General features: G+C 73.8%; 17 protein-coding genes. 5 read left to right on the top strand and 12 right to left on the bottom strand.

The window, feature by feature from the left end:
* The first annotated feature begins 246 nt into the window (after positions 1 to 246).
* The 3 genes from AC3ANM_RS00975 to AC3ANM_RS00985 all read left to right on the top strand — a co-directional run bounded on the left by AC3ANM_RS00975 (position 247) and on the right by AC3ANM_RS00985 (position 8,638).
* Positions 247 to 6,435, top strand: a complete 6,189-nt coding sequence (locus tag AC3ANM_RS00975; protein WP_488286275.1) for a chitobiase/beta-hexosaminidase C-terminal domain-containing protein — start codon at positions 247 to 249, stop codon at positions 6,433 to 6,435.
* A complete protein-coding gene (locus tag AC3ANM_RS00980) occupies positions 6,432 to 7,721 on the top strand; it encodes a glycoside hydrolase family 5 protein (protein ID WP_488286276.1) in 1,290 nt (429 codons plus the stop codon). Before AC3ANM_RS00975 ends, AC3ANM_RS00980 begins: the two co-directional genes overlap by 4 nt.
* A 263-nt stretch (positions 7,722 to 7,984) precedes the next feature.
* Positions 7,985 to 8,638, top strand: coding sequence for a Crp/Fnr family transcriptional regulator (locus AC3ANM_RS00985; protein WP_488286277.1), 654 nt, complete (start codon positions 7,985 to 7,987; stop codon positions 8,636 to 8,638).
* Positions 8,639 to 8,800: 162 nt separating this feature from the next.
* On the opposite strand, the gene AC3ANM_RS00990 is transcribed toward AC3ANM_RS00985, so the two are convergent.
* Positions 8,801 to 9,757 carry an FG-GAP repeat domain-containing protein gene (locus AC3ANM_RS00990; RefSeq protein ID WP_488286278.1) on the bottom strand — a complete coding sequence of 319 codons (957 nt, stop codon included), beginning with the start codon at positions 9,755 to 9,757 and terminating at the stop codon, positions 8,801 to 8,803.
* A gap of 255 nt (positions 9,758 to 10,012) precedes the next feature.
* Between AC3ANM_RS00990 and AC3ANM_RS00995 the strand changes: the two genes are divergently transcribed.
* Positions 10,013 to 10,687, top strand: coding sequence for a response regulator transcription factor (locus AC3ANM_RS00995; RefSeq protein WP_488286279.1), 675 nt, complete (start codon positions 10,013 to 10,015; stop codon positions 10,685 to 10,687).
* A 41-nt stretch (positions 10,688 to 10,728) separates the two neighbouring features.
* Positions 10,729 to 12,030, top strand: a complete 1,302-nt coding sequence (locus AC3ANM_RS01000; protein ID WP_488286280.1) for a sensor histidine kinase — start codon at positions 10,729 to 10,731, stop codon at positions 12,028 to 12,030.
* A 32-nt stretch (positions 12,031 to 12,062) separates the two neighbouring features.
* Here AC3ANM_RS01000 and AC3ANM_RS01005 read toward each other — a convergent pair whose 3' ends face one another.
* The 11 genes from AC3ANM_RS01005 to AC3ANM_RS01055 all read right to left on the bottom strand — a co-directional run bounded on the left by AC3ANM_RS01005 (position 12,063) and on the right by AC3ANM_RS01055 (position 25,730).
* Complete coding sequence (locus AC3ANM_RS01005) at positions 12,063 to 12,986, bottom strand: double zinc ribbon and FHA domain-containing protein (protein WP_488286281.1); 924 nt, start codon at positions 12,984 to 12,986, stop codon at positions 12,063 to 12,065.
* 31 nt (positions 12,987 to 13,017) lie between these two features.
* Positions 13,018 to 14,310, bottom strand: coding sequence for a vWA domain-containing protein (locus tag AC3ANM_RS01010; RefSeq protein WP_488286282.1), 1,293 nt, complete (start codon positions 14,308 to 14,310; stop codon positions 13,018 to 13,020).
* Between the two features lie 93 nt (positions 14,311 to 14,403).
* On the bottom strand, positions 14,404 to 15,735 hold the full coding sequence (locus AC3ANM_RS01015; RefSeq protein WP_488286283.1) for a protein phosphatase 2C domain-containing protein: 1,332 nt from the start codon (positions 15,733 to 15,735) through the stop codon (positions 14,404 to 14,406).
* Entirely contained in the window at positions 15,720 to 17,990 is a 2,271-nt protein-coding gene (locus AC3ANM_RS01020; RefSeq protein ID WP_488286284.1) for a serine/threonine-protein kinase, read from the bottom strand. The genes AC3ANM_RS01015 and AC3ANM_RS01020 overlap by 16 nt, the downstream gene beginning before the upstream one ends.
* Entirely contained in the window at positions 17,987 to 19,156 is a 1,170-nt protein-coding gene (locus AC3ANM_RS01025) for a hypothetical protein (protein ID WP_488286285.1), read from the bottom strand. The genes AC3ANM_RS01020 and AC3ANM_RS01025 overlap by 4 nt, the downstream gene beginning before the upstream one ends.
* Complete coding sequence (locus tag AC3ANM_RS01030) at positions 19,153 to 20,175, bottom strand: glutamate ABC transporter substrate-binding protein (RefSeq protein WP_488286286.1); 1,023 nt, start codon at positions 20,173 to 20,175, stop codon at positions 19,153 to 19,155. Before AC3ANM_RS01030 ends, AC3ANM_RS01025 begins: the two co-directional genes overlap by 4 nt.
* A complete protein-coding gene (locus AC3ANM_RS01035; RefSeq protein ID WP_488286287.1) occupies positions 20,172 to 21,521 on the bottom strand; it encodes a hypothetical protein in 1,350 nt (449 codons plus the stop codon). Before AC3ANM_RS01035 ends, AC3ANM_RS01030 begins: the two co-directional genes overlap by 4 nt.
* Positions 21,518 to 22,975, bottom strand: a complete 1,458-nt coding sequence (locus tag AC3ANM_RS01040; RefSeq protein WP_488286288.1) for an AAA family ATPase — start codon at positions 22,973 to 22,975, stop codon at positions 21,518 to 21,520. Before AC3ANM_RS01040 ends, AC3ANM_RS01035 begins: the two co-directional genes overlap by 4 nt.
* Entirely contained in the window at positions 22,972 to 23,547 is a 576-nt protein-coding gene (locus AC3ANM_RS01045) for a hypothetical protein (RefSeq protein WP_488286289.1), read from the bottom strand. Before AC3ANM_RS01045 ends, AC3ANM_RS01040 begins: the two co-directional genes overlap by 4 nt.
* 26 nt (positions 23,548 to 23,573) lie before the next feature.
* Positions 23,574 to 24,818 (bottom strand): toxic anion resistance protein, encoded by a 1,245-nt coding sequence (locus AC3ANM_RS01050; protein WP_488286290.1) that lies wholly within the window; start codon positions 24,816 to 24,818, stop codon positions 23,574 to 23,576.
* Positions 24,819 to 25,112: 294 nt separating this feature from the next.
* The gene (locus AC3ANM_RS01055; protein WP_488286291.1) at positions 25,113 to 25,730 is read right to left on the bottom strand and encodes a hypothetical protein; all 618 of its coding nucleotides are present in this window, start codon (positions 25,728 to 25,730) and stop codon (positions 25,113 to 25,115) included.
* Positions 25,731 to 25,754 lie beyond the last annotated feature (24 nt).

A 25,754-nucleotide genomic window follows, 5' to 3' on the forward strand; every position in this document is an offset into this window, starting at 1 on the left:
CGGGTCTCGGGGGGTACGGCGCCCTGGTCGCCTCCTGCCGATGGCGTACGCGTTGCGGGACCGGACTACGACGATGCTCCTACGCCGAATCCGCAACGCGGTTCGGGCCTTTGCCTCACGCCCGCGGGGCCCCCGGTCCCTAGCGTGAAGGGCAGGCGCGACGCCCTGGGCTCTGCTGCATCTGTCCATGACGACACGCTGCTGACCTGCTGCTGGTGCAGCCACGTGCGTGGGAGGGACCCGTCGATGTCTTGGTTGCGAACCACTGGTGCGGGACGAGGGCGGCGGCTGTGGCTGCACGCCGGTATGCCGTTCGTGCTGCTGCTGGGTGTGCTTCCCCTCGTGGCGGTCCCGGCCTCGGCCGCGGTCCAGACGACGGTCGCCCTGACGTTCGACAACGGCTCGATCAGCCAGTTCACCCTCGGGTACCAGCAGGCGCTGCAGCCGCACGGGGCCAAGGCCACGTTCTTCGTCAACTCCGGCACGGTCAGCGGCGGGGCCAGCTTCATGTCCTGGGCCCAGCTGGGCACGCTCGCGGCAGCCGGGCAGGACATCGGCGGCAAGACGGTCAACGCCACCAACCTGACCACCGACCCCAACCCGACCAACCAGGTCTGCAACGACCGCGCCGCCTTGATCTCGCACGGGCTGAGCCCGGCGGTCTTCGCCTACCCCGGCGGTGCGAACAACGCCACCGTGCAGGCGGTCGTGAAGGCCTGCGGCTACGGCAACGCCCGGAGCGCCGGCGGCCTGTCGCCGACCGGGGCGACGTACGCCGAGACGCTCCCGCCGGCAAACTGGTTCGCGACCCGCGCCTACGCCCCCTCTGCGGTGACCCTCGCCAACCTGCAGTCCCTCGTCACCGGCGCCGGCACCCACATCGGAGGGCTCACGCAGGTCGTCATCGGCCGGGTCTGCGACCAGACCCTCGACGCGGGCAACTACACGAGCTGCTCGGGGGCCAGCGGTCACATCGAGCTCGCCGACCTCAACGCCTTCCTGGACTGGATGGCCAACGCCGGTCAGCCCGGTGGGGCCCCCGCCGGCTCCACCCTGGGCACGGTGCGCGACGCGCTGGCGTCGGCGGACACCGCGGCCCCGACCACGACGATGGCCTGCAACGGCGCGGCCTGCACCAACACGGCATACAGCGGCCTCGTCAGCGTGACGTTCGCGGCCACGGACGTCGGCTCGAGCATCGCCAGCACCCGCTACACCACCGACGGGACCGACCCGACGCTGTCGAGCCCGGCCTACACCGGACCGTTCAACGTCAACGGTTCCAGCGCCTCCACGACGGTGAAGTTCCGCTCGTGGGACTACGCCGGCAACGTCGAGGCGACCAACACCCAGGTGGTCCAGGCCCCCGCCGACACCGCGGCGCCGACGACGACGATCGCCTGCAACTCCACCGCCTGCTCCACCAGCCCGTATGTCGGGTCGGTCACCGTGAGCCTGGCCGCCACGGACACCGGCGGGTCCGGCCTGGACAAGACCTACTACACGACCGACGGGTCCACACCGACCACGTCCAGCACGGTCTACACGGCGCCGTTCGCGCTGAGCGACCCCGCGACCTACGCGGTCAAGTTCTTCTCGACCGACAAGGCCGGCAACGCCGAGACGGTGCAGACCCAGTCGGTCAAGGTCGTGCCGGTGACTACGAAGGTCTCGCTGACCTTCGACAACGGCACCGTCAGCCAGTACACCCTGGGCTACCTCAAGGCCCTCCAGCCGCACGGCGCCCTCGCCACCTTCTTCGTCAACTCCGGCACGGTGGGTGTCTCGGCCAACATCATGACCTGGTCCCAGCTGGCCACCCTGCGGGCCGCCGGGGAGGACATCGGCGGCAAGACCGTCAACGCCACCAACCTGACCACCGACCCCAACCCCACCGCCCAGGTGTGCGACGACCGCAAGGCCCTGGCCCAGCACGGCCTGGACCCGGTCGCCTTCGCCTACCCCGGCGGCGCGATGAACGCGACGGTCAAGGCGATCGTCCACGACTGCGGCTACGGCAGCGGCCGCAGCGCCGGGTCGCTGTCCCCGAGTGGCCCGACCTACGCCGAGGCGCTGCCGCCCACCGACTGGTACGGCACCCGCGCCTACGCCCCCAGCACCCAGATGACGCTGGCCAACATGAAGGCCCTGGTCACCGGCGCCGCCTCCCACGGTGGCGGCTGGAGCCAGCTGGTCATCGGCCGCGTCTGCGACCAGACGCTGGAAGCCGCCAGCTACACCGCGTGCACCGGCTCCGCCGGGTGGGTGGAGCTGGCCGACCTCAACGCGTTCCTGGACTGGGTGGGCAACGCCGGCCAGACCGGCGGCGCGCCGGCCGGCGCCGGGCTGAGCACCGTGCGCGACGCCGCCATCAGCGCCGACACGAGCCCCCCGGTGACCACGATCCTGTGCAACGGCACCGCCTGCGGCACCGACCCCTACACCAGCACCGTCTCGGTCACCCTGCCCAGCACCGACGTGGGCTCCGCCGTGGCCAGCACCCACTACACGACCGATGGGTCCGACCCGACGCTCGCCAGCCCGACCTACACCACCGCCATCCCGGTCACGGGCAACACGACGATCACCGTGCGGTCCTGGGACCACGCGGGCAACGTCGAGGCCGCGAAGACGCAGTCGATCCTGGCCACGCTGCCCGCCGACACCACCGCGCCGACGACGACCATCGCGTGCAACGGCACGCCCTGCACCACGACCGGCTACAACGGCACCGCCACGGTGACCCTGACCGCGACGGACGCCGGTGGCTGGGGCGTGGACAAGACCTACTACACGACCGACGGCTCGACGCCCACCACGTCGAGCGCGGTCTACAGCGGGCCGGTCACGCTCTCGACGCCTGCGACCTACACGGTGAAGTTCTTCTCCACCGACCTGGCCGGCAACACCGAAGCCGTGCAGTCACAGGACATCCAGGTGCTGCCGCCGCAGACGGTCGTCTCGTTGACCTTCGACGACGGCGTCAACAACCAGTACACGCTGGGGGTCAAGCGGGCCCTGCAGCCGCACAACCTGAGGGGCACGTTCTACGACGTCAGCGGGCTCAACGACGTCGACCCCCAGCACATGACGTGGGACCAGCTGCACGCGACGAACAACGCCGGCAACGAGATCGGCGGGCACACCCTCGACCACGTCAACCTCAAGACCACGACCGACTACAACACCATCGTCCACGAGGTCTGTGACGACCGGCAGAACCTGCTCAACCACGGGTTCTACCCGACGAGCTTCGCCTACCCGTTCGCGGCCTACGACGCCACCGACGAGTCGGTCGTCCAGAGCTGCGGCTACACCACCGGCCGCGCGGCCGGCGGGGTCGACGTCGCCGGTGAGGGCGCCGGGCCGGTCTACGCCGAGACGCTGCCGCCCAAGGACCTGTGGGCGACGCGGACGGTCTACGCCCCGCCGACGGGCAGCCCGGCCAACGTGCCGCCGCTGACCCTGTCGCACCTGCAGGACGCCGTGACCGCCGCGGCGGCGCACGGTGGTGGCTGGATCGTCTACGACTTCCACCAGATCTGCTCCCAGGCCTACGACCCGGACAACTACACCAGCTGCATGGGCGACTGGGGCCCGATCGAGCTGTCGACGCTGAACGCCTTCCTCGACTGGCTGAACAACGCGGGCCAGCCGGGGGGTGCGCCGGTCCGCACGACGGTGCAGACCGTCTCCCAGGTGATCAACGGACCCGACCTCCAGGCGCCCATCACGACGCTGGAGTGCGACGGCCAGCCGTGCGCGTCCTCCACCTACAGCGGCTCGACGACGATCTCCCTCGTGGGCAAGGACCCCGGCAACACGGGCGTGAAGACCACCTACTTCACCACCGACGGCTCCACGCCCACCACGTCCAGCGCGATCTACACCAGGCCGTTCACCATCAGCACGGGGACGACCTTCAAGTTCTTCTCCGTGGACAACGACGGCAACACCGAGGCGGTGCAGACGCAGCAGGTGCTCGTCCAGCCCAACGCCGACCCGGTGGTCGGCTCGGCCGGCGACATCGCCTGTGACCCGACCGCACCGGCGTTCAACGACGGCCTGGGCACCGAGACCGACTGCCGTGCCTCGCAGACGGTCAAGCTGCTCACCGGCGTCGACGCGGTGCTGCCGCTCGGCGACAACCAGTACGACTGCGGTGGGCCGGCGGCCTACGCCCAGTCCTACGACCCGACCTGGGGCGTGAAGAAGTCGATCACGCACCCGGTGCCCGGTGACAAGGACTACGGGACAACCGGCGGGACCGACTGCCCGGCCACTCCGGGCGCCGGCTACTACCAGTACTTCGGCAGCGCCGCCGGTGACCCGGCCAAGGGCTACTACAGCTACGACCTCGGCTCGTGGCACGTCATCGCGCTGAACACCGCGACCTGCCCGGACGACCCGACGTTCTGCGCCGCAGGCTCCGCCCAGGAGCAGTGGCTGCAGCAGGACCTGGCCGCCCACAACGCCTCGTGCACCCTGGCGTACTACCAGAACCCGCGCTGGGCCTCGACCGCCTCGGGCTCCGGAGGACACACGGAGTACCAGGCGATCTGGCAGGACCTCTACAACGGCGGCGCGGACGTCGTCCTCAACGGCGACTCGCACTGGTACGAACGGTTCACCCCGATGAACGCCTCCGGCGTCAAGGACACCACCTACGGCGTGCGCGAGTTCATCGTCGGCACCGGTGGGGCGGGCCTGGACACCCCCGGGACGCCCGGCGCCACCAGTGAGGCGCTCAACGCCACGACCCACGGCGTGATCAAGCTGACGCTGCACAACGGGTCCTACGACTGGTCGTTCCTGCCGGACGAGGGCACGTTCACGGACTCCGGGAGCAACGGCTGCCACGCCGCGCCTCCCGTGCCGGACACGACCGCCCCGACGACCACGGTCGCGTGCAACAACGCGCCGTGCGCCACGACGGCCTACGGACCGCCGGTGACCGTGTCGCTGACGGCCACGGACAACCTCGGCGGCCAGGGTGTGGCGAGCACGCACTACACCACCGACGGCACCGACCCCTCCCTGACCAGCCCGACCTACACGGCGCCGTTCCCGTTGTCGGCCACGGCCACGGTGAAGTTCAGGTCCTGGGACAACGCCGGCAACGTCGAGGCCACCAGGAGCCAGCTGGTCACGGTCGACGGCAGCGCACCGACCACGTCGGTCACCTGCAACAGCGCCGCGTGCACGACGGGCTGGTATGCCGGTCCGGTCACCATCGGCCTGTCCGCCACCGACCCCGGCGGGCTGGGTGTGGCCAGCACGCACTACACGACCGACGGCTCCGACCCGTCGCTGGCGAGCCCGACCTACACGGCGCCGTTCGCGGTGCCGGCGACCACGACGGTGAAGTTCAGGTCATGGGACAACGCCGGCAACGTCGAGGCCACGAAGAGCCAGCTGGTCCAGGTCGACGCGGTCGCGCCGTCCACGGCGATCACCTGCAACGGCGCGGCCTGCCAGAGCGCGGCCTACTTCGCCTCGGTGACCGTCGGCCTGACCGCGACCGACAACACCGGTGGGTCGGGCGTCTCGAGCACCCACTACACGACGAACGGGACCGACCCGACGCTGACGAGCCCGACCTACACCGCCCCGTTCAAGCTCACCAGCTCGGCGACGGTGAAGTTCCGCTCGTGGGACAAGGCCGGCAACGTCGAGGCGACCGGCAGCCAGGCGGTGAGCGTGGCCGCGGACGGCGCCCCGGTGGTGTCGTTCACCCTGACCCCGACGAGCGGCGTGGCACCCTTCGCGGTGACCGCGGACGCGTCGGCCTCGACCGACCCCGACGCGACGCCGATCGCGTCCTTCACGTTCAACTTCGGTGACGGCACCGCCACGGTCACCCAGGCCTCGCCGACGGCCACGCACACCTACACCCGGACCGGGACCTTCACGGTCACCGTCACGGCGCGCGATACGGCGGGCCTGTCCGCCAGCGCCACGAGGACGGTGACGTCGAAGGCGAACCTGGTCGGCAACGCCGGCTTCGAGGGCAACACCAAGGGCTGGGCGACCGGCAGCGGTGCGGTGAGCCTGACGCGGGTCGCCGGCGGCCACTCCGGCAGCTATGCGGCCGCGCTGACCAACACCGGCTTCACGACCACCACCTGCACGCTGGACGACTCCCCCAACTGGGTCGGCAAGACCGCGGCCGGGACCTACACCGCCTCGCTGTGGGTGAAGGGCGCCACGGCCGGGGCGACGTTGACCCTGCGGCTGCGGGAGATGCGCAGCAGCACGGTGGTCGGGACGGCCGTCGCCACGGTCACGCTGACCACGTCGTGGCAGCTGGTGACGGTGACCTACACCCCGACCCAGCCGACGAAGACGTCGCTGGACCTCAACGCGTTCGCCGTCGGGGTGCCTCCGCGCAGCACCGGCTTCTACGCCGACGACGCTGCCATCACCCTCGGGTGACCCGCGCCCGGACCACGGCCACCGCAGCGCCTGCTGCGGTGGCCGCGGCCGTGTCCGTCGTCGTGCCCGTGGTCATGGCCCTGGTCCTGCTGCTGGCCGGCTGCGCGTCGACGGTCGGGTCGACGCCGCTCGCGGTCCCACCGCCGGGGACCCCCACCGGTGCGACAGGGACTCTTGCCGCGACGACGGCTGGTGGGACGACGGCCGGTGGGACGACGGCTGGTGGGACGACGCCCGGCGTGACACCGACACCGACTGGAGAACCGACAGGCCGTGATGCCCTCCCGCTGGCCGTGCGCGTCGCGGGCAACCGCCTGGTCGACGCCGCCGGCACCACCGTGCGGCTGCTGGGGGTGAACCGCTCCGGCACCCAGTACGCGTGCGTCGCAGGGTGGGGCGTCTTCGACGGCCCAGCCGATGCGGGGTCCATCGCGGCGATGCGGCGCTGGGGCATCACGGCGGTGCGGGTCAGCCTCAACGAGGACTGCTGGCTGGGCATCAACGGGGTGCCGCCCGCGTGGAGCGGGCCCGCCTACCGCGACGCCATCGGCGGCTACGTCGCGCGGCTGAACGCCGCCGGCCTGTATGTCGTCCTGGACCTGCACTGGAACGCCCCCGGCTCCACGCGGGCGCTCGACCAGCAGCCGATGGCCGACCGCGACCACGCGCCGGCCTTCTGGGCCTCGGTCGGGAGGCAGTTCAGGTCCCGTCCCGGGGTGCTCTTCGACCTCTACAACGAGCCGTACCCCGACCACAACCGCGACACCACCGCCGCCTGGACCTGCGTCAGGGACGGGGGGACCTGTCCCGGTGTGCCGTTCGTCGCGGCCGGGAGCCAGGAGCTGCTCGACGCGGTCCGCGCGGCGGGGGCACACAACGTGGTCCTGGTCGGCGGGCCGCAGTACGCCGGGGTCCTCGACCGCTGGGCGGAGTTCGCGCCGGTCGACCCGCTGGGCCAGCTCGCGGCCTCGCTCCACGTCTACTACGGGACGCCGGCCGCCCCGGAGTGGTCCCCGTGCTTCCGGGCTGACTGCTGGAGCGGAAGCATCGCCCCGCTCAGCGCCACCACCCCGGTCGTCATCGGCGAGGTGGGCGAGCACGACTGCGGCTCGGCCCTGATGATGCCGCTGCTGCGCTGGGCCGACAGCGCGGGTGTCAGCTACCTCGCCTGGTCGTGGCTGACCGGGCGGTGCGCCGCCGAGCCGGCCCTGATCACCGGCTACGACGGCACCCCCAGCGGGGCCGGTGCCGGGTTGCGCGACCACCTCCTCGGCCTGCCGCACTGACTGCAATGCTCTGAACTCAATCCGCGCTCAAGCCGCTCTGACTCGGCACCGACTCCGCACCGACTACGCACTGGAACGGCGCGCCTCGTGCTACGCGTTCTGCTGCGGGTGCGCCCGGAAGGCCCGGCGTACCTTCGCGGGCAGTCAGACCTCGACCCGTGACGGACCGCTGGGGGCCACCCATGAGTGCACCTGCGCCGAGGCCGGGCGCACCGTCCGCACGCGGTGGCCCGGGTAGCCGCAGCCAGGCTGCCGCGGCCGCGTTGCTGCGCCAGGTCCCGGTCTTCCACGGGCTGCCCGACGACGCGGTCCGGGAGCTGGCCAGGGCCGGCACGTTCGGTCGCTACCGCACCGGCTCGTCGGTGTTCTTCCAGGGCGACGTCACGGACGCGGTCTACGTCGTGGCTTCGGGGCGGGTGAAGGTCAGCGTCACCTCGGCGCGCGGCGACGAGCTCGTGCTGGCGGTGCTGGGCGTCGGCGACGCCGTGGGTGAGCTCGGCGCGCTCGACGGCCTGCCGCACGCGGCCGGACTGGAGGTGCTGCAGGAGGCCGAGCTGCTGCGTATCGAGGCCGCCGTGGTCCGCAGCCTGCTGCGGACCCAGCCGGCCTTCGCCGAGGCCGTCACCGTGAGCCTGTGCCGCCTCGTGCGCCAGCTGGCGGGCGCATCGGCCGACCTCGCCTTCGTCGACGCCCCGGGACGCCTGGCCCGGCTCCTGCTGGACCAGGCGGACAGCACGGGTCGGGCGGTGGTGGACCTCGGGCTGACCCAGCCCGGCGTCGCGGGCCCGGGCGGCACCTCGCCGGAGACCGTGACGGAGTCGCTGGAGCAGTTCCAGCGGCGCGGCTGGGTGCAGCTGCGGGGCCGGGAGGTGACGCTGCTCGACGCCGAGGCGCTGCGCCGCTACGTCGAGCGCTAGCCATGCCGCGCGCCGGTATACGGTCGTGTCGCCTCGGCAATGAACCTTCGCAGGACCGTGCAGAGCTTGCAGGACCTGGCCGATCAGCGCCACGGGACACGGCCGGGGCGGGCGTCACGCCCGGCCCCGGCCACGTCACGTCAGCGACCGACCGGCGCCGCCTCAGCCCCCGCCGGCGATGAGGTTGAACGCCTGCCACCCGCTGCCGATGACGCCGTGGCTGCTGAAGCCGCCGGTCCCGTTGCCGCGGTAGAGGTAGAGGGCGCCGGTGGGGGTCCGCCCGATCACGTCGGAGCGGCCGTCGCCGGAGAAGTCGCCGGGGGAGAGCAGCTTGTCGAAGACCTGCCACCCGCTGCCGATGACGCTGTGGCTGCTGAAGCCGCCGAGTCCGGTGCCACGGTAGAGGTAGAGGGCACCGGTGGGAGTCCGCCCCAGGACGTCCGTGTGGTGGTCTCCCGTGAAGTCGCCGGGGCAGAAGAGCTTGTCGAACAGGTTCCACCCCGCGCCGATGACGGTTCGGGCGGCGAAGCCGCCGTTGCCGTTGCCTCGGTAGAGGTACAACGTGCCGCCCTTGACGCGCGCGAGCAGGTCCGGGCGGCCGTCACCGGTGAAGTCGCCCACCGACAGGATCCGGTCGTACACGCTCCACCCGGTCCCGACGAGGCTGCGGCTGGCGAAGCCTCCGGTTCCGTTGCCCCGGTAGAGGTAGAGGCTGCCGGTGGGTGTCCGCGCGAGCAGGTCCGGACGGCCGTCGGCGGTGAGGTCGCCGGGCGTCACGAGCCGGTCGTAGACCTGCCACCCGCTGCCGACCACCGAGTGGCCGCTGAAGCCGCCGAGGCCGTTGCCCCGGTAGAGGTAGAGGGTCCCGACGGAGGTGCGGGCCAGCAGGTCCGGGTGGCCGTCGCCGCTGAAGTCACCCGGCGGGACCACGGTGGCGACCGCGGTGACCGTGGGGACGGCCGTGACTGCGGCAGGCTGGGCGCCGGCCGGCCCGGCGCAGGTGACGGCCGTCGCCAGGCTCACCGACGCGGCCAGTGCGAGCAGCCCTGCGGGGGGGCGCGATCGCGTGCCGCGGCGCCGTGCCGTCGGGTCGTGGGGTGCGCGTGGGGAGCGTGACATCCCGGCCTCCTGAGGTCGCCGCAGGGCCTGCACCAGGCCCGGAAGCCGTGGCTACCGTGATTGAAGCCCCTGCGGCGTGCGATGGCGTCCACCAGATGGAGGAGACGTCCGGAACGGTGTGGTCACAGCGTCTGTTCAGGCTTCGTCCAGTGTGAGGATGGACGCGTGTGGACCGCCACGACCGGGCCACCGACAAGCCGGCCGCACGGGCGGGGCGCACGCGAAGCTGACAGGACCACCCGCGATACTCGGTCCGTGGAAGCCCCCCGAGTCCTCGTGGTCGAGGACGACCTCTCGCTGCAGCGCACCCTGGTGCGCGGCCTCGGCGAGCACGGGATGACCGTGTCGTCGGCGCGCGACGGCGGCTCGGCACTGTCCCTGGCCGCGGACGAGGACGGCGGCTTCGACGTGATCGTCCTGGACATCGGGCTGCCGGACTCCGACGGGCGCGACGTGTGCCAGGCCCTGCGGGCCCGTGGCGTGCAGACGCCCGTGCTCTTCCTCACCGCCCGGGGCCAGGTGGGTGACGTGCTGTCCGGCTTCTCCGCCGGGGGCGATGACTACCTGGCCAAGCCGTTCCACTTCGGCGAGCTGCTGGCCCGGGTCAGCGCCCTGGCCCGCCGCCAGGAGCCGGTCGTCACCGCAGGGCCGGCCCGGACCCACCTCGACCCGCGCTCGCACGAGCTGGTCTCCCCGACGGGCGTGCACCCCCTGACGCCCACCGAGTACCGCCTGCTGGCCGCCCTGATGAGCGCACCGGGCAAGGTGATGCGCCGGCGGGAGCTGATCCTGTCGGCGTGGCCGGAGGGGGCGATCGTCAGCGACAACACGCTCGACCAGTACATCGCGCGGCTGCGCCGCAAGCTCGAGGAGGCCGACCCGGAGCGGGCCATCGTGACGGTCTACGGCGTGGGGTACCGGCTCACGTGAGGCGACCGTGGAGCCTGCGCGGGAGGGTGACCCTGGCGGCGGTGGCCACGCTGGCCGTGTGGGTGGCGCTGGCCACGCTGGCGGCCAACCTGGTGCTGGACAACCGCCTGAGCGCCCAGGCCGACGACGTGCTGCAGGCCCGGGCGGAGGCGGCCGCCAGCACCGTGGACGTCGGTCCGCGCGGACAGGTGAGCGTCCATGACCCCGACGACGACGCCTCGATCGACGTCGGGACGTGGATCTTCCGCGGGTCGCAGCTCCTGGAGCACCCGAGGGTGGGCACGAGCCTGACGTCCGCCGCGACGTCGATGGTCGGGCGCGGGACGACCTACGACGAGGTCCGGCAGCCGAAGACGATCCGCCTCTACGCCTACCCGGTGACCGACCGGGGACGCACCGTCGCCACGGTGGTCACGTCCCTCGCCATGGGGCCCTACGAGCAGGCGAGGAAGGGGGTGCTGCTGGGCAGCACGGCGCTGGCCCTCCTGTTCCTCCTGGGAGCCTTCCTGGTCCTGCGCGCCGGCGTCTCCCGGGCGCTGTCCCCGGTGACGTCCATGACCGACCAGGCGGAGGAGTGGAGCGCGGGGGCCCCCGGGCAACGGTTCGGCGACGCCCCGCGGCCGGTCGAGCTGGCGGCGCTGGCGCGCACCCTCGACGCGCTCCTGGACCGCCTGGCCGCGGTGCTGCGGCACGAGCAGCAGCTCGCCGGGGAGCTCTCGCACGAGCTGCGCACGCCCCTGTCGCGCATCATCGCCGAGACCGCCCTGTTGCAGGAGCGGGTCCAGAGCGCCGACGAGCTCGCAGCCGGGCACGCCTCCATCGCCCAGAGCGCCGAGGAGATGCGCGACATCCTGGAGACGCTGCTGGCCACCGCGCGCTCCGAGTCGGGCGCCCCCGCCGGCAGCTGCGACGCCGAGGAGGTGGCCAACCAGGTGGCCGGGAGGTATGCCGGGTCCGCCGGGTCCGGGGACGGCCGGTGCGTCCGGGTGGTCCGGCACCCCGGGAGCAGCCGGGCCGGGCTGGACGCCGCGCTGCTCGAGCGCGCCCTCGCCCCGGTCGTGGACAACGCCGTGCGCTACTGCTCCCGCGAGGTCCGGCTCGAGGTCTCCGGCGACCAGGCCGCGGTGCTGGTCGACGTGGTGGACGACGGCCCGGGGATCCCGCCGGCCGAGCTGCCCCTCGTGTTCGAGCCGGGCCGACGGCTCGACCCCGGCGACGGCCACGACGGGGCGGGCCTGGGCCTGGCGCTGGCCCGCCGCCTGCTGCGCGCCGCCGGCGGTGACGTCATCGCCTCGTCCACGACCGACGGCGCCACCTTCCGGCTGCGGCTGCCCCGAGGCTAGCTGCGGCTGCCGCGAGGCTAGCTGCGGCGGCCTCAGGCGTGGGCCGCCTGCTCCTCCGCCGTCGCCCGTCGCACGACCAGGCGGGTCCACGCCCCGACGTAGATCCGGTCGTCCTCGTCGAGCTCGCGCCGCTGGCCGGCCGGCAGGGGGTCCTCCGGCAAGGGACCGCTGGCGGGGCCGACGTAGGTGCCGTTGGAGGACTGCAGGTCCTCCACCCACCAGCGCTGGCCATCGGTGGTGAGCTGCGCCTGTCGGCGGCTGACGCCGGTGTCCGCGGAGCAGTCCACCTGGGGGTGGATGTTGCGGCTCGCCGAGCGCCGGCCGACGAGCACCGACTGCAACGTCAGCGGGACCACCTGCGGCGGCCCGGGGGAGGGACAGACCTGCTCGCTCTCCTGCACGGCATACCAGTCCGGGTCCACCCAGACCTCGGCCACCCACTCCAGCGGGACGGGAGGGGCGACGGGTGCTGCCGCGGCCGCCGCTCCGCCGGGGGCGGCCTGCCCGTCGGGTGCCTCTCCACCTGCCGCCTGCACCGGCTGCCCGCCCGAAGGGGTGGAGGGGCCGAGGTCGAGGGAGGACGACCCGGCACCTGCGGCAGCCGCGACCTCCGGCGGCCGGGGCAGGGTGCCGGTGGTGAAGTCGTAGCCGCACGCCTCGCAGAAGAGCGCGTCGGCGGTGTTGTCACTCGAGCAGTTCGGGCACACGCGCGGGCCTGCCGTGGCGGCTCCGGCGCCCGCGCCGGAGCCGGTGTCGGGTGCGGTGCCGCCCCCGAGGCCGGACGCGACGGCCGCGCCAGCGGCGCTTCCCGTGGCACTACCGGAGGCGGCTCCGGCGACGGCACCGGAAGCCTCGGAGCCCGGCCCTGACGCACCCTGGGCGATCGGCGCACCACAGGTGTCGCAGTAGTCGCCCGACTCGGAGGTGTGGCCCTGCGGGCAGGTGTAGGGGCTCATGCGCTCAACCACCTCGTCGCGGTCGGGGAGGTCACTTCTTGACCCGGGTCGTCTTGGTCGAGGAGGTGTCCAGGGCCATCTCGTCGAGGCGGTCGACGCTGCGGCGCAGCCGGACCCGGCCGGTGCCCTGGTCCTCGATGTCGACGACCTTGCGCAGCCGGCTGGTGGCCTCGTCGTTGCCGGTCTCGGCCGCGAGCTGCACCGCCCTGCCGAGCTTGGCGGTGGCCGTCGCGTCGTCGCCGGCGGCCTTGGCGGCCAGGCCGTCCTGGATGGCCTGCGCGAGCTCGGCCTGGCCGGTGTAGTGGGCCACCGCGGGGTTGATGCGGGTGGTGAGGGTGTCGTCGTTGGACCACAGGGCCTTGACGAGGCCCTGCGCGACCACGTCCCCGCCTACGGCGAGCTGGACCCTGGCGGCCAGCTGCTCCTGCCCGATTCCCTTGGGGGACAGGCGGACTGCCACGTGGTAGTCGCGGGACTCATCGCCCCAGGACCCGGTCGGGTAGGCGCCGGTCAGCGGGTTGACCTCGGCGCGGCGGGAGGAGAGGTCCTCCACGGTCGGAGCGACCTGCCGGACGAAGAGCACCTGCGCCCCCTGCGGTGCCCAGACCCGCAGCTCCGCCGCGGCGACCCCCCGGCCCATGGACCGGCGCATCAGCGTCTCGAAGACGGCCGGCATCTGCTCCGCCTTCGGGATGAGGTCGACCGTGCCGAGCAGGGCCGTGGCGATCCGGCGCAGCTCGGCGACCTCCCAGTCGGCGCCCACGCCACGGCAGTCGCACTGGAACTGGCCCTGTGCCGCCGCGATCGCGACCGAGAGCTGCTCGGGCGTCTCGTGCTGGTTGTTGCCGTCGGTGAGCAGGATGGCGTGCTTCTGGCTGACCGACGGCACGGAGGCGAGGACGCGGCTGGCCATGGTCAGCCACGTGCCCATGGCCGTGCCGCCGTCGGCGTGAAAGGTCGCGACCGCTGCCTTGGCCGCCCGGCGGATCGAGGGGTCCATGCGGACCATCGCGACCTCGGGGGAGGGGCTCAGCGACCCGGTGGGGAACGCGAGCCGGGCCTCGTGGCTGCCGGCGATGACGGCCACCCACGTGCCGTCGAGGACCTGGTCGAGCGCCGCCGACGCCGCCGCCTGCGCGGCCAGGATCTTGTCGCCGCCCATTGACCCGGAGGTGTCCACGATGACGACCTCCGCGGCCTCCCCGGCGCCGGACCGCCCGGCCTCGCCCGCCCCCTCGCAGGTGACGGTGACGATCGCGTGGACGTCGGTGCCGCCGTCGGGCAGGAACTCGTTCTGGTAGACCTCAGCCGTGAACTCGGCCATGTCGTGAGCCTTCCTCTCGTGCGCAGCAGGCAAGCAACGGGTATGCCGTGCGGCGGGGTTCCCCGCCCGGCCGCCGGCTCTCGTGGGGCGAGGTCACGGCGGACCCACCCGGGCCAGGGCGACGGTGATGTTGTCGTGGCCGCCCTCACCGTTGGCCCAGGCCACGAGCGCCTCGGCCAGGTCCATCGGCGCGCTGGTCGCCGTGGCGGTGTCGTGCAGGAGGTCGGCGAGGTCCTGCGCCTCGGAGCAGTAGTTCCACAGGCCGTCGGAGCAGAGCAGGACCCAGCCCGGGCCGTCCAGCTCCAGGGAGGCCTGCCGTGGGCTGTGGTCAGGGGAGTCGAGCCCGAGCCACCGGGTGATCGCGTGGGCGTGCGGCCCGGTCTCGGCCACGTCGCGGGGGATGCCCTGCGCGATCTGCTCGGCGGCCCACGAGTCGTCCACCGTGAGCGCCACGGCCGGCCCGGTGTCGGGGACCCAGTAGGCCCGGCTGTCACCGACCCAGCCGACGACCAGCAACCCCTCGTCGAGGACGCCGGCCACGAAGGTGCACGAGGGCGGGCTGTGGCCGTCGGGGTCGGCCGTCGTGGCGATGACGGCCTCGTTGGCTGCGTCGGCGGCCGCCTCGAGCAGGCCCGCGGTCGCGCTCACCCGGGCGGGCGTGGTGCCGGCGCCCCGGGGACGGGATGCGCCGAGCACCACCCGGGCAGCGCGGGCCGCGGCCAGGCTGGCGCGGTCGGAGTCGGTGGAGGAGGAGACCCCGTCGCAGACCACGAGGACCGCGCGGGAGGAAGCCGGGGCGTCGGCGTCCAGCGCCATCGCGTCCTCGTTGCGGTGGTGGCGCAGCCCCCTGTCGCAGACCCCGGCCACCCACGGGGCCGGCTGCTCGCGGAAGTGGTCGCGGGGCCGGGTCGCCGGGGTGCCGCACGTCTGGCAGTAGCCGTCCTCGGCGATCACCCCGCCACAGGCGGCGCAGGCCGTCGCCGCCGGCCGGACCCGCAGCGAGTCCAGCGGGCTGGCCTCGTCGGCGGCGACCGGGGTGGGCTCCGGGGGCGGGGCAGCGGTGGGCGGCAGCTCCTGGCCGCAGGCCTCGCAGAACCGCGCGCCCGGTGCGGTGGCGGCCCCGCAGGTGGGGCAGGTGCTGGAGGACGCAGCCGGTTCCGGCGTCGCCGGGTGGCCAGGGGCCCCGGGCTCGATCGGCTCGGGCTCCGGTGCGTCCGGATCGGTGCTGCCCGGAACGGTGCCGCCGAGCGCGGTGCTTCCCGGCGCGGAGGTGTCCGGCGCGGTGCTTCCCGGCGCGGAGGTGTCCGGCACGGTGCTGCCTGCGGCCGTGCCGTCCGGCAGGCCACTGTCCACGTCACCGCTGTCCGGCACACCCCTGTCCGGCCGCGGTGCGCCCGGCCCGGCGGCGGTCACCACTTCGTCCACGGCCGGCTCCGGTTGGCGGAGTCGACGAGCCGCACGCGCTCCTCGCGCGACTCGGTCAGCCCCGCCAGGTGGCGGTAGGCCGCCTCGAGGCCGGTCCGCAGCGGCGTCTCCTGGGCGGGCAGGCCGCCGATGTGCACGCCGGGCTGCGGACCGTGCTCCAGGACCTCCTTGAGGGCCAGGCCCAGCACCGTGGCCGTCAGGCCGTAGCGGTCGGCCGGGTCGAGGCTGACCGTCTCGATGCTGCCGAGCGCGGCCGACAGGGCGGGCAGCCCCCGCCCGGACCCGGCCAGGTGCCCCGCGCGCAGCCGGCGGGCCTGCGGGTAGGCGCGGCTGGTCGGGGGCACCAGGTCGAGCGCGGCGATCGCGCCGTCGAGGTCCTGCCGGGAGGAGTGGATGCGGGCCAGGCCGAAGGCCGCCGGTGCGGTGTAGTTGGCGTCCGTGCGTGCGCACGTCGTGTAGAGCGACTCCGCCACGTCGGCCTCACCGCTGAGCTCGCAGGCCAGCGCCAACGCCAGCTTGGGCGCCAGCTCGCCGGGGACCTGGCCGTAGACGGCGTTGAAGGCCGCGCGAGCAGCCGCCGCGTCCTCCCGCGCGAAGGCGGCGAGCCCGGACATCCACACCGCCCGCCACTCCCACGGGTCGGCGGTGAGCAGGTCGCCCACGGCCCGGTCGACGAGGTCGAGCCGGTGGGCGTCCAGCGCCGCCCGGGCGGTGGCGAGGAGCACCTCGGCCGAGGTCTCCGGGGCTCCCGCCAAGGCGGCCAGCCGCGCCTGCGGGTCCTCGATGCTCACGGTGCGCAGCCACCCCGCCATCGGGTCGCCGTCGTCCACCCGCAGCAGCGGCAGCTGGCGCCAGTCGAGGGTCTCCCCGGAGGCCGAGGGGGCCTCGAAGAGCAGCGAGGACGCGGAGTGGCTGGCCGCTCCGGTGCCGGGACGCTCGGTGGCGACGACCTCCCGCAGCACGCCCAGCAGCTGCACGCGCAGCTCGTCGGCGGTGGCGAAGCGGTCGGCCGGCTCCGGCGCGCAGGCCTTGACCAGCAGCCGGTAGAGGGAGTCGTGCCGCTGGAAGAGTGGCGTCTCGTCCACCGGGGGCAGGGAGGAGACCCAGGTCGACTGGTAGCCGCGGAACTCCATCGCCAGCACCACGAGGGTGCGCCCGATCGTGTAGATGTCCGAGGCGACGGAGGCGCCCACGGTGGGCACCTCCGGTGCCTGGTAGCCGACCGTGCCGTAGATGGCCGAGTCCAGGTCGTCGGCGCGGCGGACGCCGCCGAGGTCGATCAGCTTGACCGCGTCGCCGACCTGGATGATGTTGTCCGGCTTGAAGTCGCAGAACAGCAGGCCGAGGTCGTGCAGGTACTGGAAGGCCGGCAGGATCTCCACGAGGTAGGCGATCGCCTGGTCCACCGGGATCGGGTCGTAGCGCCCGCCGGCTGCGCGCATCCGCGCCTTGAGCAGCGCCTTGAGCGAGGTGCCGCCGACGTACTCCATGACGATGTAGCCGGCGTCGCGGTGGGTGACGAAGTTGTAGATCTCCACGATCAGCGGGTGCTCGACCTGCGCGAGGAACTGGCGCTCGGCGATCGCGGCAGCCAGGGCGTCGGGGTCGCCGGAGTTCAGCAGGCCCTTGAGCACCACCCACCGGTCGGAGACGTTCTTGTCCCGGGCTGCGTAGATCCAGCCGAGCCCGCCGTGGGCCAGTGCGCCGACCACCTCGTACTGCCCCCCGACGAGCTCGCCGGGAGCCAGCTTCGGCGTGAAGGAGTACGGCGCCCGGCACTTGGGGCAGAACCCCTCCGTGCGCCCCGGCACGCCGTCGTGGGAGCGTCCCACCGGCGCCCCGCAGGAGGGGCAGGTGCGCCGGTCCTCGGGCACCTCGGGGTTGAGCATGATCGCCTTGGCGGCGTCGACCGCCGGGACCGGCGGCACCGTGGTGAGCCCCGCACCCAGCCGCGCGCCGCGCAGGCGGGTCGAGGAGGTCCCCAGCCGCCGGGTGACGTTGGTGCCACCGTTCGCGCGGGCCGAGCCCAGGGGTGAGGAGGCGAGCCGGTTGGAGGCGCGGGAGACGCTCGAGGGGGAGGTCGCGATACCGGCGGGCTGGGTCGGGGTGGACGCCGCGACAGCGGCGCCCGGCGGCGCCCCGGCCACGGCTGAGGCGCTGACGACGCCTGACGCGGCGGGTGACCCGCACACGTCGCAGTAGCCGTCGAGGATCTGGCCGGTGCACCCGGGCTGTGTGCAGGGGACGGTGCTCACGGGGTCCCTCCGGTGACGTGTGAGGCCAGGTAGGCCTGGTAGGCGGCGACCAGCGCCCGGGCCCGCTCGAGGCTGGCCGGCGCGGTGCCCAGCTCGTCCACGGCGCGCCGGCGCAGCTCCGCCAGGTCGCCGGCGGCCTCGGCGTCCAGCCCGGCGCCGCCCGCCTTGGCGCCGTAGGCCTCCAGCCGCCCGCGCAGCTCGTCGCGCTCGTCGAGCGCGGACTGGTATGCCGTGTGGGCCAGGTCCAGGGCCCGGCCCACCGCCTCGAGGCGCGCGAGGTAGGCCTCCACGGCTGCGGCCTCGGTGGGCACGGGGCCCAGCGCCGCGACGTCCGGGACCGCCAGCCGTGGGGCAGGGGTCAGCTCGCGCACGCACCGTTCGGCGAGGGCGCGCAGCACCTGGCCGCGGGCCTCCAGCTCGGCGCGCTGCGCGCGGGCGCGGGCGGCGTCGCGCGCCGCGCGGTGCCGGGTCGCCGCCGCGACGATGAGGTCGCGCTCGAGGCGGGCTGCGTCGCCCTCGACCACGGGCAGCCGCCCGCCGACGTCCGCACCGCGTCCGGCGTCGCCGACCAGGTCGGTCACGGCCGAGTCGAGCTTGGCCACGCGCCGGGCCACGCCGTCCTCCAGCGAGGCCGACCGGTCGCCGTCCACGAGCTCGCGCACGCGTTCCAGCTGCGCCCGCAGGGCCCGGAGCCGGGCCGCCAGGTCGGCCTCCACGGGGTCGAGCGAGAGCCGGGTGCGCAGCGCGGCGGCCAGCGCGTCGGACAGGCGGCACGCCTCCGGGAGCGAGACGCTCAGGGCCGCCCCGGTGACGGTCTGGCCGGCCAGGCGCGGGTCGACGGTGGCGTCGAGGCGGCCCCAGATCAGGGAGGACAGGCGCTCCCGCTCGGCGACCCCGGCCCGGCCGGAGTCCCACGTGGTGACCAGGAGCTCGTAGCGATCGGCCACCGACTTCCACAGCGCCATGGACAGCTGCACGTCGCCGGTGAGCGCGTCACGCTCGGGGGAGGCCAGGGCGGCCTCGTCGAGGCGGTCGAGCTCGGCGCGCCGCTGGTCGCGCCACTGCCCCAGAGCCGAGAGGTAGTCCAGGGCGTCCCGGGCGGCCATCGGCGTGCCGAGGCGCCCGACCGGCTCGGGGGCGGTGGTGGTCATGGTGCCGGCCGTCATTGCGGGGTCCTGCCGTAGACCGCCGCCGGGGGCGCGGGGGCGGGCCCGAGCGCTGCCCGCAGCCACGTGTTGTAGTCAGCAGTCCACTGCCCGTCCGAGCGCAGGCGCGCCAGCACGGCGTTGACGTAGCGGACGAAGTCGACGTTCTTCGCCGGGATGCCCAGGCCGTAGGGCTCGACGGTGAAGGCCGGGGCCTTGATGACGCGCGCGTAGGGGTCCTGGGCGGCGAGGCCGGCCAGGACGGTGTCGTCACCGGTGATCGCGTCGACCTTGCCCTGCTGGAAGAGCACGAGGCAGCCGGTGTGCGTGTCGGACCCGACGGGGATGACGCCGGTGAAGGTGCGCAGCTTGTCCATGGTGGTCGAGCCGTTGGGCGCGCAGACCTTCTTGCCCTTGAGGTCCGCCATCGAGCGGGCCGTCGAGCCGAGGGGCACCAGCACCTTCTGCCCGGCGCGGTAGTACTCGGTGGAGAACGCGATCTTCTCCCAGCGGGCGCAGGTGATGCTGAAGGCGCGGGCCACGATGTCGACGGTGCCCTTCTGCAGGCTGGGGATGCGGTCGGCGGCCGTGATCACCTTGAGCTCGATCCGGTCCGGCCGGCCGAAGAGCGCGGTCGAGACCGCCTGCAGCATGGAGATGTCGAAGCCCTCGATCTGCCCGGTCACCGGGTTGCGGGCGCCCAGCAGCAGCGTGTCGGCGGACACCCCGGCGATGAGCCGGCCGCGCGCCTTGATCCGCGCCATGGTGCTGCCGGCGGGCACGGCCAGCGGGTCGGTCGCGGCGGGGGCGTAGGACGCCAGCGGGTTGCCGCACGCCGGGGCGGAGGTCGACGGTCCGGGCGCGGGGGTCGTCGCGGTCGCGGACCGGCTCGGCGTCGGGACCGGGGTCTGCGCATAGACCCCGCTGGTGCAGCCGGCCACGGCCAGCACGCAGAGGACCGCAGCCACGGCGCCCCACCCGGACCGACCGGTCCCGGGCCTGCGTCGGCGGGGGCTGGAGGTGGGCAGCAGCCGCGTCATCGGTACTCCTCCAGGCGCTTGCCGACGCCCCACCAGGCACCGAGAGCCGCCAGCAGGCCGACCAGCAGCCCGACGACGCCGGCCACCGGTAGCCATGGGCGCTGCGTCGACAGGCCGTCGTCCGTGGCCCGGCCGACCTCCGCCAGGGCCGAGGCCGAGGCCCGGTCGAAGGCGTCGAATGCGGCGTTGGCCGACGAGGGGCCCGAACCGGTCGCCAGCGCGACCGCGCGGTCCCACTGCCCGCCGTCGTCAGCGCCCCGGATCGCCTGGTGGGTCTTGACGTAGGGGGCCCACGCCTGCGCCAGCCCAGAGGACTCCGACGCGTGCGAGGCAGCGGCCTGCGACTGCGCCACCACCGCAGCGGAGGAGGCCTGCCACGCCTTCTCGAACGCGCCGCCGGACCCCCGGGCGATCAGGGTCAGGCTCTCGTTGGACTTGGCGTCGAAGGCGGCGATGCGCGCGCGGGCCGTGGCGAGCGTCGCGGCGTACGGGCCGTCGCGCACGTCGGCGACCTGGCTTCGGACGGCGCCCAGTGCCAGTGCACCGACGACGAACGTCACCAGCACCGCGCCGGTGGCCGCGAGCAGGGGCAGGTTGAGGTAGCGGTGGGTCCGCCGCGCGAGCCAGACCATGCCGACGACGAGGACGGCCAGGGTCAGCAGGCCGGCGAGGAGCCAGTCGGCGGCCCTGGCCGCGTTGTCCAGCTCGGCCCGGACCCGGCGGTCGTTGGCGGTCACCAGGGCGTCGACGATCGGCAGCGCCTCGGCACGCAGCCCGGCACTGGCGTTGCGTTGGTACTGCGCACCGAGCGGCAGGGCCTGGCGGTTGTTGGCCCGGGCCTGCTCGACCAGCCCGGTGTAGGTGAGCAGCTGGTCGTTCAGCGCGGCGAGGGCGCGCCCGTCGGCCGGCTGGGCCCTGGCCGCCCGGGCGATGAGCTGCGCGGCCTGGCTGACCGAGGTCTCGTAGGCGGCGCGGGTCGACGCGGGCTCCAGGCCGCCGACGAGGAAGGCGTTGGTGGCGTTGGCGTCGGCGCGCACGAGGTTGGTGTGCAGCGCCTGGATGCGCACGAGCTGGGCGGTGTTGGCCTCGGCCCGGGCCAGGGCGCCGTCGGCGGCGTTGAACGCCTGCCCTGCCGCGAGGCCGAACAGGACCGCGACGGCGGCGGTCACCAGGGCCAGGACGCGCAGCCGTCCCGGAGTGCCTTCGAGGCCCCGCCGGATCGAGGCCCTCGCGGACGCGACCCGGCCCCGGGGCGGAGCGGCGGGCCCGGGCTGGGCGACGGCCGCGGTGGCCGTGCGCGCGACCGGCACCCCGGTGCCCACTGCGGAGCCGGCGGACTGGGTCACGACGCACCTCCCGGTTGCTGGGGTCCTGTCGTCTCTGACGTGTCCACCAGCCAGGTCGGATCCGTCGGGAGCGCAGCGGTTTCCGCGGCACCCGGGTGAGGCCGTGTCGCTGCGCCGGACCCGGCGTCGGCCCCGGCGTCGGACCCGGTGTCGCTGAGGTCCTCGGGCAGCAGCAGCCGCAGCTGCTCGGTCGTGGGGCTGGGGACGTCCCGCAGCCGCCAGGCGTGCCGCCCGATCGCCTCCTCCAGGACGTTGCGGGCGAAGCGGCCGTTGCCGAACGACGGGCCGCGGGGCACCCCGGCGAGCAGCTCGGTGAACCGCGCCACCGCCTGGGGAGCGAGGGTGTAGTCGGCGCCCTCGCTCAGCCGGGTGAGGATCTCCACGAGCTCGTCGTCGGTGTAGTCCTCGAAGCTGATCGTGGTGCGGAACCGGCTGGCCAGCCCGGGGTTGGCCGCGACGAACGCCTCCATCGGCGCGGGGTAGCCGGCGACGATGACCACGAGGTCGTCGCGGTGGTCCTCCATCTCCTTGACGAGGGTGTCGACGGACTCCTCGCCGTACTGGTCGCCGGCCAGGCTGTAGGCCTCGTCGATGAACAGCACGCCCCCGAGGGCCGAGGTGACGACCTCGGCCGTCTTGACCGCGGTCTGGCCGAGGTAGCCGGCGACCAGCTCGGAACGGTCGACCTCGACCAGCTGGCCCTTGGTCAGCAGGCCCAGGGCCTGGTAGATGCCACCGACCAGCCGCGCCACCGTGGTCTTGCCGGTGCCGGGGTTGCCGACGAAGACCAGGTGTCGGGTGATGGTGGGGCTGCGCAGCCCGGCCTCGGCGCGCAGCTTCTCGACCCGCATCAGGGCGACCTGCCGGTGCACCTCGGTCTTGACCCGCGACAGGCCGACGAGTGCGTCCAGCTCGCCGAGCAGCTCCTCCAGGGTCTTGTGCTCGACCGGCGTGTCCGGCGCCGCCCCCGCCGCGTCGGCGCCCGCCGCCGGTGCCGCCGGTGCCACCGACCCGGTATGCCGGGTGGCCGGCTGGGGTGCGGGCCGTGCCCCCGCGGCCTGCAGCTGCGCGGCGGCGGCGACCGAGGCGTTGCCGACGACCCGCATCGTCGGCTCACCCAGGCCGCAGGCCGCTGCGGCGACGTCGGCCAGCGCGGCGGCGTAGTCGCCGGCCCGCTCGGAGCGGGCGGCCACGAGGCCGGTCAGCGCGGTGGTGGGTGCGGCCCGCCACCGCCGGCCGCGGGAGGCCGCGTCGAAGAAGTCCCCGGTGCCGGAGCCGTCGCCGACGGCCTCGGCCCACACCACGGAGGCGCCGGGTGCGGACTCGGCCACGGCGGCCGCCAGGGCGACTCCCTCGGCGCGGGACTGGGCAGCGGGCACGCCCGCGCCGGTGCCGACGGCCACCAGCCGGTCGAGGGCCTGCCGGAGCGTGACGGGCGGGTTGGTGGCGCTCATGCCGGACCCGTCCCCGTCGGTGGCTCGAGGGCACCGGGTGCCCGGGGCGCGGTGGTGGTGGGCCCCAGCTCCAGGGCGCCGCCCCCGGCGCCCGGGCCGAACTTCTCCGCCAGGAACCGCCCGTGGGCCACGAGCGCGGCCGCGTCGGCACGGCATACGGCGTCGAAGACCTTGTCCATCGTGGCGGCGAGCAGGTCGAGCTGGTCGATGAGCACCATCAGCGAGGTCCGGCCCTTGTCGACCGGACGGCTGTCGGCCCACTGCCGGGGCAGGCGCAGGTAGCCCCCGATCGCCTCGGGGAGGTAGTCGGTCGCGGTCGCCATGACCGAGTAGGCCTGCGGGCTGCCGGCGCCGAGGGTGGGCAGGCGGGGGATCGTGTCGCGCACCGTGCGCGAGACGCGGGCGACCCGGGAGGCCACGGCGGCGGGCACCGCGCCGTCCGCCACGAGCGCCTCGACCCGGTCGAGGGAGTCCAGCAGGTCCTGGCTCGTGGGCACACGGGGCAGCTGCAGGGGCTCGGGCGCCGGGCGCCGACCCATGATGCGTGCCAGGAGCTGGCCCAGCGATGCCATGCGAGTGCCCTCCTCGGCGCCCCCGGTCAGCGCCGGCCGCCGGGCAGGCCCAGGTCGAGGGAGCCGTGCGCCACCCGCTCGTCCTGCCGGGAGACGCGCTCGAGGTAGTCACGCGACTTGGTGACCTCGTTCTCGAGGGTGCCGATGGTCGCGGCCATGGAGTCCAGCGCCTGCACCTTGAAGGCGTCGATGGCGTCCATGGTCTGGTAGATGTTCTGGAAGGCGGCCTGCAGCTGCGGCAGCCCGATGGTGGCGGACGCGGCCTGCTGCTGCACCTGGACCGAGTTGTCGCGCAGCATCTCCGAGGTGCGCTGGATCATGTCCGAGGTCGTGGTGTTGAGCGCCGTGATCTGGTCGAGGACGAGCTTCTGGTTGCCCAGCGCCTGGGCAACGATGACCGCGGTCCGCAGGGCGGAGACCGTCGTGGTCGTGGCCCGGTCGACGCCCTTGACCAGCTCGATGTTGTTCTTGATGACGATGTCGATGGCCAGGTAGTTCTGGATCGAGACGGCCAGCTGGGTCAGCAGGTCCTGGTGCTTCTGCCGGACGTAGAACAGGACGTCGTCCCGGACCGCCGTGGCCTTGTCCGGGTCCTGGGCCTGCAGGTCGGCGACGGCAGCAGCGAGGCGGGAGTCGAGCCGCTCGGCCACGTAGACGTACTGGTTGAGCCGCGCCATCGCCTCCCAGAGCTGCTGCTTCTCCATGTTCAGGGCGGCGTTGTCCTTGCCGAGCTCGTCCTGGCCGTCGCGGAGCGCGTGCAGGATCGCGTCGAGGTGGCCCTGGGCGCTCTGGTACTTGCGGAAGTAGTCGGTGATCCGGTCGCCGAACGGCAGGACGCCGAGGAGCCTCCGGGCGCCCTGGGCCTGCTTGGGGTCCAGGTCCTCGACGGTGCGGCGCAGCTCCAGCAGCGTCGAGCCGACCCGGGAGCCCTCGGCGAGACCACCCTCCTTCATGGCGCGCACCGGTGAGTTGAGCAGCCGGTTGGAGGTCTCGGCCGCCCGCCGGATGTCCTCATCGCCCATGGTCCGCACGTCGGTGGCCTTGGCGGCGAACTCGGGGGAGCGGGGCGTGGTGGCCATCAGCGAGCCGAGGTAGGCGTCCACCTTGGCGTCGAGGCCGGGCAGGGCGGCTGCCTCGACGGCCGGCGCCAGCCGCGGGGCGGCCGTCGTGGCCACCGCCTGCGCCGGCGCCGGGGCGGTCAGCGTGAGGACGGGTTCGGTGCCGGGCATGCCGGTCGGGGGCTGGAGCGGAGCCTGACTCGAGTCGGTCATCGTCGTCCTTGTCCTCGGCGGTCCGTGACCGCTCGCGATGGTCCATCACCCCTGTTGACGCCTTGTCAATCTACGCGGTTCCGGACCGGCGGCGGCCCTGTTTGGACCAAGCCGGGACGTGCGGCTCGAACCGGGCGAAACGGTCGGACGGCAACACCTGCACCGGCTGAACCCAGCCCTGGCGGGGTTCAGCCGGCACGCGGAGCGGTCGCGGGACAGGGGCGGCCGGACATGCACCAGCGGGTGTGCCGGTCGAACGGACCCGGCACACCCGCCTCCTGGTGCAACGCCGACTCACCCGGCCCAGCAGGACTTGCTGGAGGAGGAGTTCCAGACGTTGGTGTAGTTCCACGTGTAGCGGGTCGTGCCGTCGCCGCGGTCGTAGACGTAGGTCTTGACGGCGTAGGCGTAGCCGGGCGTCGCGGCGAACGTGTAGTAGGAGGTGCCCCTGTTTCCGTAGGTCGCCCAGTGCGCGTTGGGGACCGGGGTGCCGGGCCGGCCGGCGTAGTCGGTGATCGTGTAGGCCCACCACCCGCTCTGGCCGACGCGCTGCCAGGTGTGGCTGTAGCTGTTCCAGCGGTAGAGCTCGGCGCGGGTGTCGAGCTCGACGCCCGCGAGGGTGCTGCGGGTGTAGTCGGACGAGGGCGTGTAGGCGTAGACGTGGTTGTAGCCGCAGGAGATGCCGGCCCGCATCACCGTCACGTCGGCGTGGGCGGGCGCGGCCGTCGTGACCACCCCCGCGGTGATGGCCGCCGCGGCGGCACCGGCGGCGAGCAGCCGGGTGCGGCCGCGGGACGTCGGCGTCCCGATGACTGCGGTGGCGGCACCACGGCCTGCGGTGGCGGACGGAACGCGGGAGTTCCGGGTGAGGGCGTTGCGGATGCTCTTGGTGAAGCGGTCGGTGGTCGACATGAGACTGGCCTTTCGGTCTGGTCG

This window comes from Oryzihumus sp. JJN4-3R (assembly GCF_057747915.1).